The following is an 18,432-nucleotide window of genomic DNA, read 5'->3' on the forward strand; positions in this document are numbered from 1 at the left end:
TCATTTTACTACGGTGTTTTTAGTGCGGGATTTTCTTCATCTTGCACACACTTTTTGTTGTGCTGCACCATTTTCCCATCCATTAACTGCGTTGTTTCTTTGCCCACGCGGCAGTTCTTCTCGGCATCCAAAACCCACACATTTGAGTAGATTTCTGTATAGCTGCTGCGATCCCAGGCATAAATAGATTCATGACCATGCGCCACTGCACCACCAGACTCTTTAAGCTTTGGTAAACCATTCAACTTTTTGTCCATGATCTCCAGCATGTTGGCCCCATCCGTATGCCAGATCGGCTTTGCCGTCTTGCTTTTCACTTTAAATAGCCACATAGGGCAATCATCCGTGCCACATAAACACATACGCGCAGGTTTGACTAAATAGGCTTTTGTCGCGGCATTCAGGCTTACGATGTGCGCCTCAAAAATGTCATGAGGTTGCGAGCCTTGGCAAGCAGCGAGCTGATTCCCGCCAAGCTCGTTCGTCAGGTAAGCGATGATGGGCGCAGGGATATTGGCGGTTGCCTTGAATCTTTCTTCAATTTTAAACTCTTCGCCACTCTGCGCGCTGATGGAGATAAACAACAACGCCGATAGCGTTGCGATTGCATGTAGTAATTTCATCGTTTGAATTCTCTTTGGTTTTTATGGCGTTTCGCCCGCAGAGATAATAGCAGTATCGCCACCGCAGCATTAAAGTTTAGTGAAAAGCAGACGTTAATGCTATGATGCGCCCCCCTTTGCGGGATTAAGCATGCATAAAAACAGAAGGGATAATATATATGCTAAAAAGAATGATGCCACTTGCTGGCTTGCTGGCCTCGTTTGGCGCCAATGCTGCATCAACCATCGTCTCTGTGCCAGAACCTGAAAGCGTTAGTTTAGTGTTAGTGGGTTTAGGGCTGATCGGCTGGATTGTGATTCGCAGAAAATAAACGTGTGCCAAGCGCACCAAGTACCCCCAAAAGCCCCACTTAATGTGGGGCTTTTGCATGTTCAGGCTGGACACTTAACACTGAGTATCCGCCCATGCCAATTTAAATTTGCAGCGACATAAATCACGTCAATTTAAGCGATTAATTACCAGCAGATTGGTTATTATCATGTCTTAACGTTTAAAAGAAGAAAAATAACATGAACAAAGTCATCGGGTTAGCGCTGTTAGTCATCGGCATTGCCATCGGATGGCAACTCGACATGCATCTCAGTGTTGTCGAAAAAGTGAATATTGCTTTTCCACCCAGGCCTGAAGTCAGGATTCAGCTTGAAACCATGACATCGTTGATTCCGTCTGACGATCCATCGCTGGTATCATTCAAGAGTGCTTATGAATCAAAGCTGACGCTCAGGGCACTGACCTGCACTCAAGCAACGCCTATCAGCCGCTTTGACTCTGTCAACAATATCAAAACACAAGCCATCGACCGTGATTGCCTGAAAGAACAAGATGACCAGCTATTGGCGCTAATCGGCATTAAAATCGTCGGTCTTCGGCTGGCACAGCCGCCATTACGCCCCTTGGTCAAACTCGGTCCACCAACAGTGATCCATGGCGCGGAGAATGCTGAAACCTATACAGGAAAATCGGCCTCACAGGCAGGCGTGGTCGTGCTGAGAGGCACTCGTAGTGAGTTTACTGCGGTAGAGATTCCCAGTGGCAAAAAGATTGCGAGTTTGCCGACCATCCCCGAAGCCTCTCATACCAATTACGCGGTTTCGCCCAACGGCAGAGTACTTGCTATTACCGTTAACAATAGAGACCTGCGGTTTATCGACAACGAAACCGGACAGGATCTATGGTTAGCGAGAGACGTCGGGCAACTGTATGCCTGGCTACCAGAAATGCAAGCGGTCCTGGTGCAAGACAATAAAAGTGGCCCTGGCAATGGGGGCGTCGTGCTGATCGACTTTAAAACAGGGACCAGCAAACCCTATGAGGTGCCACTAAAAAACCAGTCCTGGGCATTACACTTAAGTGCATCGCCCTCTCGCCTGCTGATTGGCTCTTATAAGGAGTTTTCACTCATTGAAAACACACGCACCGCTGAAGGGGTCAATGCCTCTGTTGTCAGAGAGTTTAGAATCAAGTCGCCATTCGCCAGTGTCAGCTCACTCACGCCGACGGCGATGCTGAATGGCCAGGCGATTGTCTTTGTGACAGGCCGCGATTTCATGTTGTTTAACCTGGAAACCCGGGAAGAAAGACTATGGGAGTCTCATGAAGTCATTGGAAACAACTATGCCAAATGGAGTGAGGAGTCTATTTTAGTGGATGGTTTTGGCCAGCCCAATACTGGTACCACCCAACCGTTTATTTTTAATGTCAAAGACGCCACCTTGTCACCCGTTGAAACGGCAGAGGGTAATCAGGGGATTATCTATGAGTTAAACGGGCGGACGGGGTTTATGCGCAGGTCTCACCAGAAGGTATGGGTGGGTGACGAGCTGCAAACTGGCAAGCCTGAGTCACTGGACGACATGATTACCGGGCGCAAACTGGAAAGACAATTACAGGCACTGGAACAAGAGGAACGGTTATCCAAAGCCAGGCTAGAGGCGCTGAAGGCGGGGCAAGACATTAACCGCGCACCCCGGCCAATGTACCCGTATGGCACCTCCACCATGCCTCAAGACATGTTAATCAGAAGACAGCTTGAACGAGGCTATTATCCCAATACCGTGCGCATGTCACCTGCGGCAGAAGCACCGGCAGCAGAGGCGCCTGCCATGCCGCCGCCGCCCATGCCTAGCCCTCTCATACAAAGCTCCCCAATACAAAGCTATAGCGCGGCGTCAAATGAGCTGCGCAGGCAAGCAATCACCACTACCACATCCCGCATGTTAGGGGCTATTCCGAGTAACGCGAGAGTAGAAGCTGTCGGCGTCTATGAAGCAAAAGATCGTTCTTCAAGCGGGGTCAATGTCATGATCAAAAAATCGGATCAGCCGATTGTATTGATGCTAAGTGCTTATGAACCAGTGCGCTGGAACTTGACAAAAGAACCGGGGGCTAACTTGGTGGCGGTCATTGCCAGCGGCTATCACCTGCCAGAGGTCACTGGCGCGGGAGCAGCCAAGACGGTTATTAAACGCGGGGAGTATGCTTACCAGCAGAATGGTGCTGGCTACGCGGCCCTCAATAACGAAGCCATGCTGTGGACAGGAAAACCCATTAGCAAATTTCAAGGTATTTACGGCGGCACCGTGTTTATTGTGGGCAACTAAATAACACCTCACACCCATTGAAAGCGCCTTTACACGGGGCTTACAGCAGCTGATTAACTTTTCTAACAGCTTCTTCAACGTTGTGGCTAGCAACACTAACGTAGCTGCTAGCCACAATGAAGTACCAGATCAAAAACTGAATACGGTATACCCGTCAGTAGACAACTGGGCAATACTTGGCAGGCCCGAGGTGCCTGGCACACTGTTATCCGTAACCAGGTGAAAGCCATTTAGCTCCGCATCCTCTCGCGCACCGAATACATCTGCACATCCGCATGAAACGCCGACCACAACATCTGAGACTGCAGAGTAAAGTTGATATAAAGGATGGCCGACTTTAGTCAGATGGCTGACCCAGCGCGTGCCTGTACCTTGAAAGTAAATCGCAACGGCTATGTTTTTCTGCTTGAAATCGTAGGCGGCGGCTAAGCCATTAAATGCGCGGCCAAGCGCCTCTTCGCCGCCGTGTGTTGGGTCTGAAAAAATAATGATGGCTGCTTTCATGTTGCTCTCCTTTGATGATGGCATGTCGTTGATTGATAGCCGCATGTTAGGCGCTGAAGGCAGCAGGAAAAACTACTTAAAGAGAAATGGATTATTTCGCTACGCGCAATATCGTTAGAGCATTAATGTCGGGTGACCGCGTAAGTGTTCAACCATCTCATCTATAAAGCTGCGGACTTTGGAAGAGCCTAATTTGTCCTCTCTATGCACGATATGCACCGGCCATGGCGCCTCTTCATAATCTTCAAGCACCAAGCGCAATGCGCCACTTTTCACTTCGCCAGACACTTGATATGAAAGCAGTCGCGCAATGCCTAAACCACCAATTGCAGCGGCTAAGGCAGCATCATTGCTGGTGACAGTGAGGCGCGGATTGACCTTGAGCAATAAAGGCTCGTGATTGGACTGAAAGCGCCACTCGATGTGCGGTGAAACGGCACTGGATGAAATGATTGAGTGCTGTGTGAGGTTAGCAGGCGATTGCGGCGCACCAAATTTTTCGAGATAGGCTGGCGATGCGCATAGCACGCGCCTGACTTGCCCGACTTTGATGGCGCGCAGCCCTGAGTCAGGCAAGTGACCAATGCGGATCGCCACATCCATACCTTCATCGACCAGGTTGGTGACGCGGTCAACCAAATGGGCGACCATGTTCACCTGCGGGTAACGTTGCATGTAGTCGATAATGCAAGGCATGACAAACATGCGCCCGAACATCACTGGCGCAGTGATTGAAAGCGTACCGCGTGGCGTAGCATTCACCTCGGCAACAGCGTCATTCGCCTCTGCAATGCTGACCAAAATGGCCCGCACATTGTCGTAATACTGGCGACCAGCATCGGTAAAGCGCACATGGCGCGTGGTTCTTTGTAATAGCCTGGCGCCAAGCTGCTCTTCCAGCGCCACAATTGCGCGCGTTACCGCGGCGGGTGAAAGATCAAGCTTGCGCGAGGCTGCAGCAAATCCGCCCTCTTCGGCAACGCTGGCAAACACACGCATTAAGTGAAACTGGTCAATAATATTTCTCCTATAGTATTTCTGCCATATTTCTCTGGGCGAAATAATGTATTGCGGCTAGCCACGTTTTTCTCACGCCTATTATTGACTAACATTTGGCCATGAGTAAACAAACCAGGGAGAAAATCATGACTGCGCATTTAGCCTCAACATTAGCATCACCCAGCGATATCGTGTTCACTCCAGCGGTCAAAGCCAGACAAGCGCAAAATGGGTCAAGAGCTGGCTATGCGAAGTTTGAACAAACACGCGGCTGGGAGTCTCGTGTGACGCCGATACTGGCCGAGTTTATCGCAGCACAAACCAGTATGTACATCGCCACCGCCAATGCACAGGGGCAGCCTTATATGCAGCATCGTGGCGGCCCACGTGGTTTTTTGCGTGTGCTCGACGAGCAAACGCTGGCCTTTGCCGATTATGCCGGCAACAAGCAATACATCACGGCGGGCAATTTGGATGAGAATCCTAAAGCGCAGCTATTTTTGATGGATTATGCCAATGCACAGCGCGTAAAAATCTGGGGCGAGGCAAAAATCGTCACTGGCGACAATGCTTTAATCGCACGCGTCTCATCACCAGATGACGCGGCAAAGGTTGAGCGTGTGGTTGTGTTTACGATCACAGCCTGGGATGCCAATTGCCATAAGCATATCCCCAAGCTTTTGAACGCAGAAGAGGTCATACCAGTGATCCAGGAGCGGGATAAGAAAATTGCCGCCTTGGAAGCACGCTTAAAAGCGTTGGAGCAGAAACTTGCGGGCTAAAAAGTGTGGCGTCTGATGTCAATCTGGACTGTATCGTTGAATGGCTGCTGAAGCAGCAGCCATTCAATCAGTTTAAGTCATGCCAGGTTGCGTCTATTCAACCTAGCCAGCCCCACATTAAGGCTATTGTTTGCCTCGCCCAAACGATGGGCACTTGCCATCTGCTCCTGCCAATCCACCGTCAGGATGGCATATTAACCCTCCTGACTCATCGTATAACTCACTTGAAATATCGCAGCACCTAGGCGGGATATACCATGCAACTTTCCCTTGATATTGGGTTAACTGTGCCTTGATATAAGGCTGTGATTTTTGATAGACATCCATCTTATTGATAAGCCACTGAGGGGGCTCTATACGCTCCTGAGCCTGACTATTTAAAGACACAATAAGCGGCGGCAAAAGAAATAATATGTTCATCACTTTAAAATGTCATATGTAACGCTGTGAGCTTAGTAAAAACAGATGATTGAAACGCTATTAACACAAAACTACGCATCAGCGCCATAGCCCACATCCCCCCGTAAAGCGATTGCAACATTCAAGGCGGTGAGCACATTTTCTGCGTCCAAACTGTTTTCACTGATTAAGGCCTGATGCTCGCCTGCAGGGGTGTGGATGACGATGGAGTATCTGGGCGTGGCTAAAAACCACAGCACGCCGCCATAAATAATCGAAAAAATACCTACTAACGGTAAACTGCCGCTACCGAACAACAGTGGCAAGCCACCCAATATGCAGATGCGAGCAAAGCCAAGTTGCGGCTTGAGTATTCTGCGCTCTATGGTGGTGACACTTTTGATGGCGATAGCTTTACCATTAACAATAAAGCGACTATTGCTAACGCTGACGCCTTGATGGCTGAAATAGATTGCTTCTTCCATAGCGCATCTCCATTGTGATCAATGAATAAAATATTAACACAACCATTTCAATAATTAACCATAAATAACAATTAATTGAGGCATGACCGGTTACCACAACCGCTATACTCATTTTAAATAACATCTGCGTTCGTACCGGCGCTCTTCAGGGGATACCCATATGCATCAACAAGAATTTCTAGCCAAAGATGGCCAGACGTACAGCCTCAGACTCAATGAGACGGGTGAAGAAATTATGGTGTTACAAGGCAGCGAGCAGCTAGGCGTGATTGACTTACAGTTTAGCAAGGGCTTTCAAGGCGCCGAGAGTTACCTGGTCACCGTGCTGGACTTGGAAAAATGCAAGCACAAAGGCCTGGGCGAAGCCTCACTCAGGTTTCATCAACAGATATTTCGCCGCCCGTTAAGGGCCAATGGCGACATTCGCGAAGGCAGGCAATCGCAGACTAGCCAGCTCACCAAAGAAGGCAGTGGCTTTATCGGCCACATGCGGGCAAAAGGCGTCATTGAGCTGATAGACTTTCACGGTGCCTTTAGCGAAGATGAGTAACGCGTGATGGCATTACTCAATCAACGTGGGTGCCATGTGTGCAAACTCTGTATTAAGCACGCTACCCGGTGCTTTAGCCGACTCACGCATTACTGACTCAAGCGATGCGTCACCTCGATTAACCAGTGCGGCATCCAGCGCCTGAATCACCTGCGCCACATAGCCACTGTTTCTGTCGCGCAACACGGCATGCTCACCGGTGGCGGTTTTTAACATCACGGCATAAGTCGTTCTGGTAAATATCCAGGTCATCACCCCAAGCGCAATCGCGCAACCGCCCACCACAAATAACCTGCCTTCGTTGAGCAAAAAAAGCAATCCGATGGAGATGCTGAACAAGGCTAGCGCTCTTGGCGGCTTAATCACCGCTTGTCTGGCGGAAATAATGTCCCGTATGTTGTATATATAACCGCTTGCAATAAAACGGCTATCGCTGATGATAATACCGCCATCACTAAAAAAGACTTTTCTATCCATGACGTGCTCCTTTATGTCTTTAAGACGGGACGAGTCAGGGATGAATAAAGCAGCCACAAAGACGCCCACGCGTACTGCGTGTTACGTTGTAAATCTAGACGACTACAAACGCATGCCGCTGAAGTAAAGAATACTAGGGAAGCACGAGAGAGAAGCTTAAAGCGACAACAAAAGACAATTGCTTAAGATGTAAGCGGCCTCGTAAAACGACACCGAGGAGAACATTAAGGCGGGGTTTTGAGAGGGTTTTAAACCAATATACGCGCATGCAACGCACAATGTGGTTTATTTGCACATGTAAACATACTGAACCGCCAAAAACGAGTACTGGCCCAGCTTAAGGGCAAATGGCAGCTTAGCCTGTCTCAACCATAAACACACCATTTTTCCCGTTGCGTTTTGCGGTATACATGGCTTTATCCGCTTGCCGGATCAACTCGGCGGGCTGTGTCTCTTTTGAACTATCGCTGTCATAGCAGGCAATGCCAATGCTGACGGTCATATTTAAGGTAATCTGGTTAAAGTGGAACGGCTCAGAGATCGCATGCAAGATTTTTTCAGCAATTCTGCTGGTATCAGCCACCTGGCTAACCCCTTCCAGCACAATGATGAATTCATCCCCCGCATAACGGGCCACCGTGTCTGACTGCCGCGTCGACTTGTCGATTCTGTTCGCAACTTCACGCAGCAACATATCGCCAACATTGTGGCCATAAGTATCATTGATTAACTTAAAACCATCGAGGTCAACAAACAAAATAGACAGCATGGTTTGATTCGCCCGGGCGCGCTGCACCGCCACTGGCAAAATCTCCTCCAGCTTGCGGCGGTTGGGCAGGCCGGTTAAGGGGTCGTTACGCGCTTCGTTTTTCAACAGGCTTTCAAGCTGTTTTCTATCCGTAATATCGCGCAAAAACGAAGTAAACAGCATCTGCTCATTGATCTCGAGCACATTCACCTGTAACTCAATCGGAATACGCACACCATCTTTACGTATAGCTTCGAGCTCAATGCGCTTACCCATCATGTCTGATTGCTTTTCCAGCGCAAACCGCCGCATGCCAGCCTGATGTGCCTGCTGCAACTCATTGGGGATAATCAGCTTATCCAGTTTGCGGCCAATCGCCTCTTCATCGGCCCAGCCAAAAATGTGCTCGGCCTGTTTGTTCCAGGCCTTCACAATGCCATCAGCGTCCATGCACACATAAGCGTCATTGGCATTATCTAAAATGGTGCGCAACTCCAGCTCGGCATTTTGCAACAATTGCTCCGAAGCAATTTTCTCCTGATACGCCACCAGCATGGATTTATTTGCCTGCTTAAGCTCTTCGGTACGCTGGCTGACTTTTTCTTCCAGTGTTTTGCGCAGCAGTGCCAGGGCAGCTTCTGTTTCTTTTGCACTTTGTATATCTTTGACAATCGCCACAAAATAATCAAGGTCGCCATTGGCGGTTAATTGCTTGGTGACTGTTAACTCAACCCACACTGGCTCACCACTCTGCTTCACATATCTTTTTTCCAGCTGATAGCGATCTAACTTACCGGCAACCAGTTGGTCGAGCAAATTCAAGTCTGTGTTTAAATCTACCGGAAAAGTAATATCCTGGAACGTCAACGCTGACAACGCCTGTTTTGAATAACCGACAATGCGGCACAACTCTTCATTCACCTCCAGCCAGCTACCGTTGGGTTTAACCATGGAAATGCCAATCGCCGCATTTTCAAACAGGGTTTTAAACTTGCTTTCTGAAGATTGAATAGAGCGTTTGGCTTCCAGCATGCGCTCCCGAAACTGCAATTCTCGCGTCGCCAGATGTGCCAGGTCATTCAGCGCAGCCAGCTCCTTTTGCGTCGGTTTTTTAGGCTCATTATCAATCACACAAAGCGTGCCTAATGCATATCCATCCAGGCTCCTGATGGGGATACCGGCATAAAATCGAATATTGGGCGAATTGACCACCAGTGGATTCTGAGAAAAACGCGCGTCGTCCAGCGCATTCTCAACAATCAGCTGCTCATCACTCTCAACCGCATGCGTACAAAAAGAAATATCACGCGCGGTCTCTGTGGCATCAATCCCATGTTTAGACTTAAACCACTGCCTGTGCTCATCCACCAGTGAAATCAGAGAGATAGGGCTATCAAGAATGATAGAAGCCACGCGCGTGATCGTGTCAAAAAAATCTTCCGGCTCAGAGTCTAGCAGACCTAGCGAGTGAAGTTTTTGTATTCTTAATTGTTCACGACTAATCATGCTGCCCTCCAAAAAAATAATCGGCGATACAATGACTAAATTAACGTCACAAAAAATAATAAAGTTAATTCTTTCGAATACAAATGGTTACGTCAAGTATATAGCGCCCATTTGAGCGCCATCGGCCCATCATCGATTGACTTGCATGGCTGAACCAGCAACTAACAACGCATAGTTCAACACAAGCCCGGTGCTGCCAACCAAACAGCCGGCAGACATCTCCTGTTTGATTAGCAACACAGCGATTGATTGCAGCGCCGCAGCCTGTTGTTTTCATTATAAAAAATCATGGCACGAAGTTTGATTAGCTTTTAAGTTGGATCAGGGACAACTCTGATTTTTGCGAAAGAATAGAGAGTGAATTATGCAAAACGTATGGCGTGCCATTCAGTTTATTCCCGAATACAAAGGGAAAGTGATTGGGGTGATGTTAGTCGGCACCGCATTGGGATTGATTAATACCGCCACCCCGTATTTATACAAAATGATCGTTGATGTGATTTCGCATTTGTTGTCAGGCGCCATTACCCGGCAGCAAGCCACCTGGAGCGTGACTGTATTGCTAGCTATCTTTTTCGCTTTGCGCTTGGGCGTGGTGATTTTTGGTGCGATTCAGAACAAGCAGGCCGATGACTTGTGGCTGGATACGGTGAGCACTTTTCGCCAGCGCGTGTTCGATAACATGACGCAAAAATCTATCGACTACTTTGAAAAAACCCGTGTCGGCGAAATCATGGATCGCTTCGGCACCATCACCAGCATCACCATGTGGCTGTCTTCGCTGACCGAAGGTACGCTGTCAGGCATTTTGCAAATGCTGTTTATCATCACCGTGTTGTTGATCAAGGCACCCGTGGTCGGGGTGATCATGTTGGTGGTGCTGGCGATTAATTTTTGGGTGTCTTACCGCACGGTGGGCTGGACGCACCAGTATCGCCGCGGCTGGCAGGCCCTGGCTGGCCGCATGACCGGGCTACTGGCCGAAATGGTGGGCAACATTGCCACGGTGCGCAGCTTTGGCGGCGAGCCTGCGGTGAAACAACGCTATGACACTACCCAGGCCGAATGGCGCGTGGTGCGTGACAACCTGCACAAAACACAATGGCGCTCAGAGCAAGGCCTGAATGTGGTAAATACGTTTGGCGTGTTTGCAGCGGTGGCGCTCACGGTGAACGGCGCACTCAACGGCGCGTATACCACTGGCGATATTCTGCTGGTGCTTACTTTAAGCCAAAGCCTGATCAGTACCATAGGCCCGATTGCCAGACAAGTGAACCAGGCCAGCGAAATCGAGAGTAGTGCCGAGCGGTTGGTAGAACTGCTGGACGTAGAAGCAGAACACCGCGACAAACCAGATGCTATCGTGCTGGAGCAATTGCAAACCATCACTTTTGACCAGGTGACTTTTCGCTACCCGGGCAAAGAAATCAGCGCGCTGGAGCAAGTATCATTTCACCTCAATGCAGGCCAGACGCTGGCACTGGTTGGCACCAGCGGCAGTGGCAAAACCACCATCGTCAAACTGCTGATGCGCTTTTATGACCCGACTGCAGGCCGTATCCTGATTAACGGCATAGACCTGCGTGATTACCAGCAACGCAGCATACGCGCCGTGATGGGCGTGGTGTTGCAAGATGTCGCCCTGTTTAACGACAGCATAGGCGAAAACATTGCCTTTGCCCGCCCCGGCGCCACTAATCAGGACGTGATTGCCGCAGCATTAGCAGCGCATGCAGATGAGTTTATCCAACACCTGGATGACCAATATGAAACCCGCGTTGGCGAGCGTGGCATCAAACTCTCAGGTGGTGAAAAGCAGCGGGTGGCCATCGCACGCGCGATTTTAAAAGACCCGCAACTGATTATTCTCGATGAAGCTACCAGCGCACTGGATTCGGAATCCGAGCACCTGGTGCAACAAGGCCTGCAGCAATTGGTGTCTGGCCGCAGCTCCATCATCATCGCGCATCGTTTAAGCACCGTGATGAGCGCAGACATTATTCTGGTATTACAACATGGCCATATTATTGAACGTGGCCGCCATGCTGAGTTACTCGCCCTTCACGGCTTATATGCGCGACTATTTTCACTGCAATCCAAAGGGCACCTGGCCGTTGCCTGAGCCTAAACCGAATATCAACCCAACCCAACTATATGGTGATTTAAAATGAGCACATCCCTGTATCAATTATCCGTTCCCACTTTTATTAAATTCCTTGGCAATCTATCTCACATTCTGGATAAAGCCGCAGCATTTGCCGCAGACAAAAAGATAGAACAAAGCGTATTGCTAGAAACACGTTTATACCCAAACATGTTTACCTTTGGCCGCCAACTACAACGTGTGGCAGACCATGCCACCAGCTACTCTGCCAGGCTGGCTGGTTTGCCACCGCCAAAGTTTGACCTACCGCTCACCACCATCGCCGACTATCAAGCCTTAATCAACGCCTCTATCGACTTTTTGACAGGCCTGGAAGCAAGCCAGATTGATGGTCAGGAACTCAAAGAGATTTCTATCCCTCGCGGCACTGAAGTGCGCGTGGTGCAGGGCTTGTCGCATCTGCTGAATAACATTTTGCCCAATTTTTACTTTCACCTCACCACCGCCTATGCCGTTTTGAGGCATATTGGTGTGGATGTAGGCAAACAGGACTTTTTAGGCAGAAGCTAATCACACAAACAAAAAAGTGGGCAAATGCCCACTTTTTCATTATTCCACCAGCCCCGTATGGGGGCCGCTTTTATTTATGCAGGCTGCCTCAAGTACTGGTTAAAAAAATCTATGCTACGTTGCCAGGCCAGGCTCGCGGCGGCGGCATCATAACGCGGCGTTGTATCATTATTAAAGCCATGCTGGGTGCCCGCATATTGATAAGCCTGATACGCTTTACCCGCAGATTTAAGTGCCTGCTCATAAGGTGGCCAACTGGCATTGACGCGTTCATCCTGCTCGGCAAAATGAATCAACAACGGTGATTTGATCGCAGGCACAGCTTCCAGCGGCGGTGCGCTGCCGTAAAAAGGCACCGCCGCAGCCAACCCTGGCAAGCGCGTAGCCAGGAGATTGGCAATACCGCCGCCATAGCAAAAACCAATCACGCCCACCTTGCCATTACTCTCTGGTAGTTGTTTCAGCCAATCAAAAGCAGCCATAAAATCCTCATGCACCTTGGGCTGCTCTAATTGCTTGAACAACTCACGCGCCGCGTCTTCATTACCTGGATAACCACCCAACGGAAACAAGGCGTCCGGCGCGAACACAATAAAATTTTCCAGCGCCAAACGGCGTGCGATGTCTTCAATGTGTGGATTCAAGCCCCGGTTCTCATGAATGACCAACACCGCTGGCAACGGCCCGCTGACTTTAGCTGACTTGACCAGATAGCCCTTGGCTTTGCCATAGCCTTTGGCCGAAGGAAGTTCGATGGTTTGTGTTTGCAAGCGCGGATCATTACCTGCAACTTTCTCGGCATATGCAAACTGAGGGCTCAAGGCTTCGAGCAAGCCCACTGCCGTAAACGCACCAGCAAAGCGGGTCGCGCTGGATAGAAATTCACGCCGGTCTATATCCCCATGCACCAGCTTATCAAACAGGCGTAGCGCTTCCGGGTGAAAGTCGTTTGCGGTGTATTGTGGACGATTGGACATTTGATAAATCTCCTGGAAACTTAAACACTTTTAGATAACCAAAAATTGGCGACAAGAACAGAACTATAGATGCGAGCGTTAGAACAGCACATACTCGAACGCCCAAAAATGTTGCCAAGTATGAAATTCAAACTGTATAGCTGAAAAGCTGACGGCGCTACGTAGCTCCTGCTCTGTGAAAAAGTTTTTCAAAATGCGATGGGCGGTGCCATCTTCCAAACGGCGGATTTGATAAGTATTTCCCCATGCATCTTGCTCGCTGATTGGCGTGCTACTACCTTCAACATATCGATTATCCAAAAAGACAACACGTGCGCCTGGCAGCAATGCCTGATGGAGTGTATTTAGGAATAGGCCAAGATTTTCACGCGGCACGTGAGAAAGCCAAAACCCGGCAAAAGCAGCAGAAAAATGGCCTGGACTAACGGCTGGTCGATACGCATCACCAATCATAAATTGCACATGTGAAGCCGAGATACGTGTACTCGCAATCGCGAGTGTCTCAGGCGAAGTATCAATCGCGACCAACTCGCAAACAACGGGCTCTAAAAATTGCGTCCAATAGCCAGTGCCGCAAGCAATTTCAATCATGCTCGAGCCCTTAAACACAGTTGGTAACCAGCGCTCAATTTCTCTTAAATCTGACTGACGCTCCGGTTTTAAATAAACACGATCATATTCTGTTGCCCTCGCTGAGTAATACGACTCTATCGTGGCAATGTTCATCTGCGTCCTCACATTCAACTAGGTCGATAACTCCAACGTGGAATCCATAACAAAGCGACTAAAGCGATCAAGGCAGCGATCACAGTCAGCCAAACAATCGCCGGATGCTCTGCGATGCGATCAGGATAGATTTTAATCACAGCACCCAAACCCATGGCGTGATTGCCCGCAACCAAAGCGACGGCGGCAAATGCCTGAAAGCGTCTTGCTTTATTCGCCTCCAGCGCCCACCTAGGGTCGGTGTTATAACTTGGCAAACTTTCATTGGCATTTTCAAGCTGCTCAAGCTCTGAAAGAAACTGGCGCAAGTTAGTAATGGCGCGCTCGGCTTTGTAGCTCAGAAAAGCCAGGCAGATAGAGGCCAATGGAAAACCAAGTACCAGCCATTCGATTGGTAACGGGCTAGCCCCTGCACCTGGCTTCAAAGCCACTAACGCCGCCAACAAGCTGACAGTCAGCGTTACGAATAGTGCGAGCGCTTGCTGGCGCTGCGCAATTCTGACGTTAATTTCCTGATAAGCGGCGATAAACCGGTAATTGGCATCTACAATTTGTTTGGCGCTCATGACTTTGTGATGGTAATTCTGTCCGCACTGCTAGGCTAAAGCCCGCATGTAGCCAGTACATGAGGGTTTTGCGAACAAACAGAGTTAAGCGACAGCGCGCAAGTTACTTGCACCTGATTTGCCACGCACCAGCGGCAACACTTCTTCGCCTACACGGTAAGCTTCTTCGAGGTGCGGAGTACTGGCCAAAATAAAGGCATCCGTGCCGAGCTGCACCAGCTCATCCAGCCTGGCCGCCACATTCTCATAACTACCAACAATACCCAACGTCTGGCCACCACGGAGCAGGCTGAAACCCGTCCAGATATTGGGTGAGAGGATAAAGTCCTTATAGCTGTTAATGGTCTGTGGACGCAGGCCACGTTGGCGGTTGGCGCCGACAGAATCGCCAGCATTTTGTGCTTTGTAGCGGTCCAGCACTTCTTTGGGGATATTCTCAAAGCCACGGCTGACTTCACGCCAGGCTTCTTCCTCGGTTGGGCGCGCGACAATATCCACACGAATGGAGCACTTGATCTTGCGACCCAGGTGATCAGTACGTTCCTTCACTCGGGCGAATTTCTCTTTGATTAAATCCAAAGGTTCCAGCCATGACAAATAGTAATCGGCATGTTTGGAGGCCGACGCCAGCGCCGCATCAGAAGAGCCGGAGAAATAAATTTCCGGATATTCTTCTTTAGACAGCGGGTCAGGCAAGCCGGCATCCTCCACCTGGTAAAACTGGCCATTGTAAGAGAACGGGCCACCCGCCCAGATGCCTTTAAGTACGTCTAAAAACTCGGTGGTACGGCCATAACGGTCGTCGTGCTTGACCGGGTCTCCCCACCACAACTGTGACGGGCCACCGCCACCGGTAATGACGTTATACAGCGCACGGCCGCCGGTGGCTCGTTGCAAGCTGGCAGTCATGCGTGCAGCCACCACCGGGTTAAGAAAGCCTGGTTGGAAAGGGATCATAAAGCGGAAGTTCTTAGTCTCACGCGCCAAAAATGCAGCAATCACCCATGGCTCATCGGTGTTAGGGAAAGAAGGAATCAAGCCCCCCTGAAAGCCAGAAATTTCAGCGGCACGCGCGATCTCTGCCAGATAGTCGATGTAGGTAAAACCATCGTCACCACCACCGCCCAGCCCACTCAGCGTTTTGTTATCGTTGCCGGGAAACCAGTCGCCGCGAAACGGATCACGTGCGCGATGTGAACCGGGTTCACCATGGGTTGGAATCCTCCAAAAAACATCTATGCTCATTCTTTTCTCCTTATGAATACTTATGCGGCTTGCTTGTGCGCAGGGTTAGTTAACTGGCGCACCAGCGGCAACACATGCGTGCCTACACGATAAGCCTCTTCAAAATGCGGCACTGCCGCCAGCACAAATTGCGTCACGCCCAGCTGCGCGTAGTCTGCCAATGCAGCGGCCACTTCGTCATAACTACCAATTAATGAAGCCTGCGCACCGGTGTGCTGCTCAGAAAAGCCTGGCCACAACAATGGCGTATCATCTGCAGGAATGTCCGCGCCGGTTTGGGCAAGAAAACGCTTGGCATCTTCCAACGCTTCGTCACGGCTTTCACGGGCAAGCACATCAATGCGTAAAGCAAACCCGACTGCACGCCCTGCTGCCGCTTTGCGGTAATCGGCGATTTGTTGCGCAAGGGCATCATGGCTCACGGCATCCAGCACATGCACATCGGCATGCTTGGCGGATAACGCAACTTGCGCAGCGCTATTGCCCCCTAAATAAATGCCAGGCACCTCGCGGTCAGACAACGGCCCCTGAAAACCGCCATCTTGTACCTCAAAAAAGCGGCCAACAAAATTAAACGGGAAGGTCGTTAACACGCCTTTGGCCACTGTAATAAACTCATCAATACGCGCCAAAATATCTTGTTTAGGCACAAAATCGCCCAATTGCTTGCGGGTATGCTCGTCGCTGCTGCCTTCAGTGATATGCCAGGCAAAGCGGCCGCCGGTATATCGCTGAAAACTCACGGCATTTTTGGCGGCGTAAACAGCAGAGCCGCGCGAAGCATCAAACTGGGTGAGTAATTTTAGGCGTTGTGTACTGCGTGCCACATAACCGGCTACAATCCAGGGCTCTTCGCCCTGCGGATGATCAGGAATAAAAATGCCATTAAAGCCTGAGAGATCAGCCGCTTTGGTGACCTGGTGAATGTAGTCAAAATAGCTGAACGCATTACGGCGCGGGTCAGTCACACCGTTGCCAAAGACGGGATAGTTTGGATCCGAGGCTTCACCACGGCGCTGTTTGGTGGCATTGCCATAGCGCGCATCGCCAGCCGTGGGTAATTGCCAATAAAATTGATTAGCCATTATGTTTCTCCTTCGTTGTGCAAGCAGCCTGTGCTTGCCCGTTGCAAATATCTACAAAGCATTATTTGCATGTTCCATGCCAACTGTTGGCGCAGAACAAAAAAGGAGAATAAAATCCTATCCTACTGAATATTAAGCACAATTAAACATACAAAGAATGCCACTCATCAGCAGACAGCCTCAAAAAAGCAACAGTATTGTTGATTAATCAACATTTACCATGTTGCAAGTGTTGTTATTACAACTACAGTAGGCAGCCAGACGTCTGCACGCATGCTTCATTAAGAATTGGGCATCAGTATCCAAACCGATATTTTTCTATTAACTGACGGTTGGCGCTATATGGCACAAGCAGATAGCCGCCTATCTCTTTAAGCACCTGCTGCTCAAGTACGCCGACAATCACCTCAACACCTGCGGCCTTGAGGATTTCAACACCAGCACCCGCATTGCGAGGGTCAGGATCCAGCGTGGCGATGACCACACGTTTAATACCACTGGCCGCCAGCGCTTGTGCACACGATGGCGTTCTGCCATGAAATGCACACGGCTCCAGCGTCACATAGGCCGTCACCTCAGACAAATCACCTGCAACTCTGGCAAGCGCCATGGCTTCTGCATGATGCTTGCCAGGCGGCTGGGTATAGCCGCTAGCAACCACTCTGCCCTCTTTCACCAATACGCAACCCACGGGCGGATTGGGGCGGCACGCAGGCCATGCCTGGCGGCCTACGCGCAGGGCATGGTGCATAAAGTATTCGCAGAATGAAGACACAATGATGATGCTCCCGTGAAATGATTATTCAGCGAAGCTAAACTTCCCTTCGGCAATAAACTTTTCGACAGGTTGTCTAGGCGTAGGTTGCTCGCGTTCATGAAAGTCTTCGGGCAACACCGACTTATCCGCCTGCTTGCCCACCGCGATCAAAATTTCTACCTGATAGCCCTCTGGCACGCCTAATACGTCTGGCGCGGCATCGCGGTTAAAACCACCAATAGCACGCGTATGCCAACCAAGCTGATAGGCTTGAAAAGCCAGGCTGGCCCATGCCGCACCGGCATCTAAAGAATGGTTTTTTAATGGCGATGGCGTTGTTTCACCTGGACGCACATGCGTTTTTTTAGACACCAGAGCAATCAGCACCGCTGCACGATTGACCCAGCGCTGGTTGTTTTCGTTGAGTAAAGCAAACAAATCGCCCCAGTGCGCAGAGCCATTCTTGGTATAGATAAAGCGCCAGGGCTGGGAGTTATTGGCCGAAGGTGCCCAACGCGCGGCCTCAAACAGGCTGAGCAAGGTGGTGTCATCAATGGTGTCGCCGGTATAGGCACGCGGCGACCAGCGGTCGGTAAAAATAGGCGCAATATCATGTTGCGCCTGTCTAGTGCTAGTTTGTGTCATATCATGCTCCTGATGTTGGGGTGCGCGGGCAAACGGCCTGCGCAGTCACGGGTTGTATGTGGGTGAGCCGCACGGCATCACCA

19 protein-coding genes are annotated in these 18,432 nt (G+C 50.0%); 6 read left to right on the plus strand and 13 right to left on the minus strand.

The features are described 5' to 3' along the window. Positions 1-8 precede the first annotated feature (8 nt). A complete protein-coding gene (locus tag METH5_RS0102585) occupies positions 9-584 on the minus strand; it encodes a hypothetical protein (protein WP_232410912.1) in 576 nt (191 codons plus the stop codon). A gap of 197 nt (positions 585-781) precedes the next feature. On the opposite strand from METH5_RS0102585, the gene METH5_RS15335 reads away from it, so the two are divergent. After that, positions 782-934, plus strand: a complete 153-nt coding sequence (locus METH5_RS15335; RefSeq protein ID WP_081726687.1) for a PEP-CTERM sorting domain-containing protein — start codon at positions 782-784, stop codon at positions 932-934. Positions 935-1,133: 199 nt separating this feature from the next. Then, on the plus strand, positions 1,134-3,224 hold the full coding sequence (locus tag METH5_RS0102595; RefSeq protein ID WP_029147038.1) for a PQQ-binding-like beta-propeller repeat protein: 2,091 nt from the start codon (positions 1,134-1,136) through the stop codon (positions 3,222-3,224). Between the two features lie 129 nt (positions 3,225-3,353). Here METH5_RS0102595 and METH5_RS0102600 read toward each other — a convergent pair whose 3' ends face one another. Both METH5_RS0102600 and METH5_RS0102610 read right to left on the minus strand, forming a co-directional pair. After that, entirely contained in the window at positions 3,354-3,728 is a 375-nt protein-coding gene (locus METH5_RS0102600) for a DsrE family protein (RefSeq protein WP_029147039.1), read from the minus strand. 114 nt (positions 3,729-3,842) lie between these two features. Next, a complete protein-coding gene (locus METH5_RS0102610) occupies positions 3,843-4,727 on the minus strand; it encodes a LysR family transcriptional regulator (protein WP_036307523.1) in 885 nt (294 codons plus the stop codon). 146 nt (positions 4,728-4,873) lie between these two features. Here METH5_RS0102610 and METH5_RS0102615 point away from each other — a divergent pair, with 146 nt between their 5' ends. Continuing rightward, on the plus strand, positions 4,874-5,509 hold the full coding sequence (locus METH5_RS0102615; protein WP_029147041.1) for a pyridoxamine 5'-phosphate oxidase family protein: 636 nt from the start codon (positions 4,874-4,876) through the stop codon (positions 5,507-5,509). Positions 5,510-6,000: 491 nt separating this feature from the next. Here the strand turns inward: METH5_RS0102615 and METH5_RS0102620 are convergent, their stop codons facing one another. Next, a complete protein-coding gene (locus METH5_RS0102620; RefSeq protein WP_029147042.1) occupies positions 6,001-6,393 on the minus strand; it encodes a DUF6232 family protein in 393 nt (130 codons plus the stop codon). 160 nt (positions 6,394-6,553) lie between these two features. On the opposite strand from METH5_RS0102620, the gene METH5_RS0102625 reads away from it, so the two are divergent. Beyond that, on the plus strand, positions 6,554-6,943 hold the full coding sequence (locus METH5_RS0102625; protein ID WP_029147043.1) for a hypothetical protein: 390 nt from the start codon (positions 6,554-6,556) through the stop codon (positions 6,941-6,943). Between the two features lie 12 nt (positions 6,944-6,955). Here METH5_RS0102625 and METH5_RS0102630 read toward each other — a convergent pair whose 3' ends face one another. Then, a complete protein-coding gene (locus METH5_RS0102630; protein ID WP_029147044.1) occupies positions 6,956-7,420 on the minus strand; it encodes a DUF6232 family protein in 465 nt (154 codons plus the stop codon). A gap of 355 nt (positions 7,421-7,775) precedes the next feature. Next, positions 7,776-9,674, minus strand: a complete 1,899-nt coding sequence (locus METH5_RS15860) for a diguanylate cyclase domain-containing protein (protein WP_036307529.1) — start codon at positions 9,672-9,674, stop codon at positions 7,776-7,778. 364 nt (positions 9,675-10,038) lie between these two features. Between METH5_RS15860 and METH5_RS0102650 the strand changes: the two genes are divergently transcribed. Beyond that, positions 10,039-11,796: an ABC transporter ATP-binding protein gene (locus tag METH5_RS0102650; RefSeq protein WP_029147045.1), complete on the plus strand. Its 1,758-nt coding sequence runs from the start codon at positions 10,039-10,041 to the stop codon at positions 11,794-11,796. A 45-nt stretch (positions 11,797-11,841) separates the two neighbouring features. After that, positions 11,842-12,348, plus strand: a complete 507-nt coding sequence (locus METH5_RS0102655) for a DUF1993 family protein (protein WP_029147046.1) — start codon at positions 11,842-11,844, stop codon at positions 12,346-12,348. A gap of 74 nt (positions 12,349-12,422) precedes the next feature. Here METH5_RS0102655 and METH5_RS0102660 read toward each other — a convergent pair whose 3' ends face one another. The 7 genes from METH5_RS0102660 to METH5_RS0102690 all read right to left on the minus strand — a co-directional run bounded on the left by METH5_RS0102660 (position 12,423) and on the right by METH5_RS0102690 (position 18,349). Further along, positions 12,423-13,325 carry a dienelactone hydrolase family protein gene (locus tag METH5_RS0102660; protein ID WP_029147047.1) on the minus strand — a complete coding sequence of 301 codons (903 nt, stop codon included), beginning with the start codon at positions 13,323-13,325 and terminating at the stop codon, positions 12,423-12,425. Between the two features lie 78 nt (positions 13,326-13,403). Further along, positions 13,404-14,051 (minus strand): bifunctional 2-polyprenyl-6-hydroxyphenol methylase/3-demethylubiquinol 3-O-methyltransferase UbiG, encoded by a 648-nt coding sequence (locus METH5_RS0102665; RefSeq protein ID WP_029147048.1) that lies wholly within the window; start codon positions 14,049-14,051, stop codon positions 13,404-13,406. 14 nt (positions 14,052-14,065) lie between these two features. Next, complete coding sequence (locus tag METH5_RS0102670) at positions 14,066-14,617, minus strand: hypothetical protein (RefSeq protein WP_029147049.1); 552 nt, start codon at positions 14,615-14,617, stop codon at positions 14,066-14,068. 84 nt (positions 14,618-14,701) lie between these two features. Next, positions 14,702-15,862 carry an LLM class flavin-dependent oxidoreductase gene (locus METH5_RS0102675; protein ID WP_029147050.1) on the minus strand — a complete coding sequence of 387 codons (1,161 nt, stop codon included), beginning with the start codon at positions 15,860-15,862 and terminating at the stop codon, positions 14,702-14,704. Between the two features lie 20 nt (positions 15,863-15,882). Next, a complete protein-coding gene (locus METH5_RS0102680) occupies positions 15,883-16,947 on the minus strand; it encodes an LLM class flavin-dependent oxidoreductase (RefSeq protein ID WP_029147051.1) in 1,065 nt (354 codons plus the stop codon). A 295-nt stretch (positions 16,948-17,242) separates the two neighbouring features. Next, entirely contained in the window at positions 17,243-17,698 is a 456-nt protein-coding gene (locus METH5_RS0102685; RefSeq protein WP_081726688.1) for a bifunctional diaminohydroxyphosphoribosylaminopyrimidine deaminase/5-amino-6-(5-phosphoribosylamino)uracil reductase RibD, read from the minus strand. Between the two features lie 48 nt (positions 17,699-17,746). Further along, positions 17,747-18,349 (minus strand): nitroreductase family protein, encoded by a 603-nt coding sequence (locus METH5_RS0102690; RefSeq protein ID WP_029147053.1) that lies wholly within the window; start codon positions 18,347-18,349, stop codon positions 17,747-17,749. Positions 18,350-18,432 lie beyond the last annotated feature (83 nt).

This window comes from Methylophilus sp. 5, assembly GCF_000515275.1.
Classification (GTDB): Bacteria; Pseudomonadota; Gammaproteobacteria; order Burkholderiales; family Methylophilaceae; genus Methylophilus.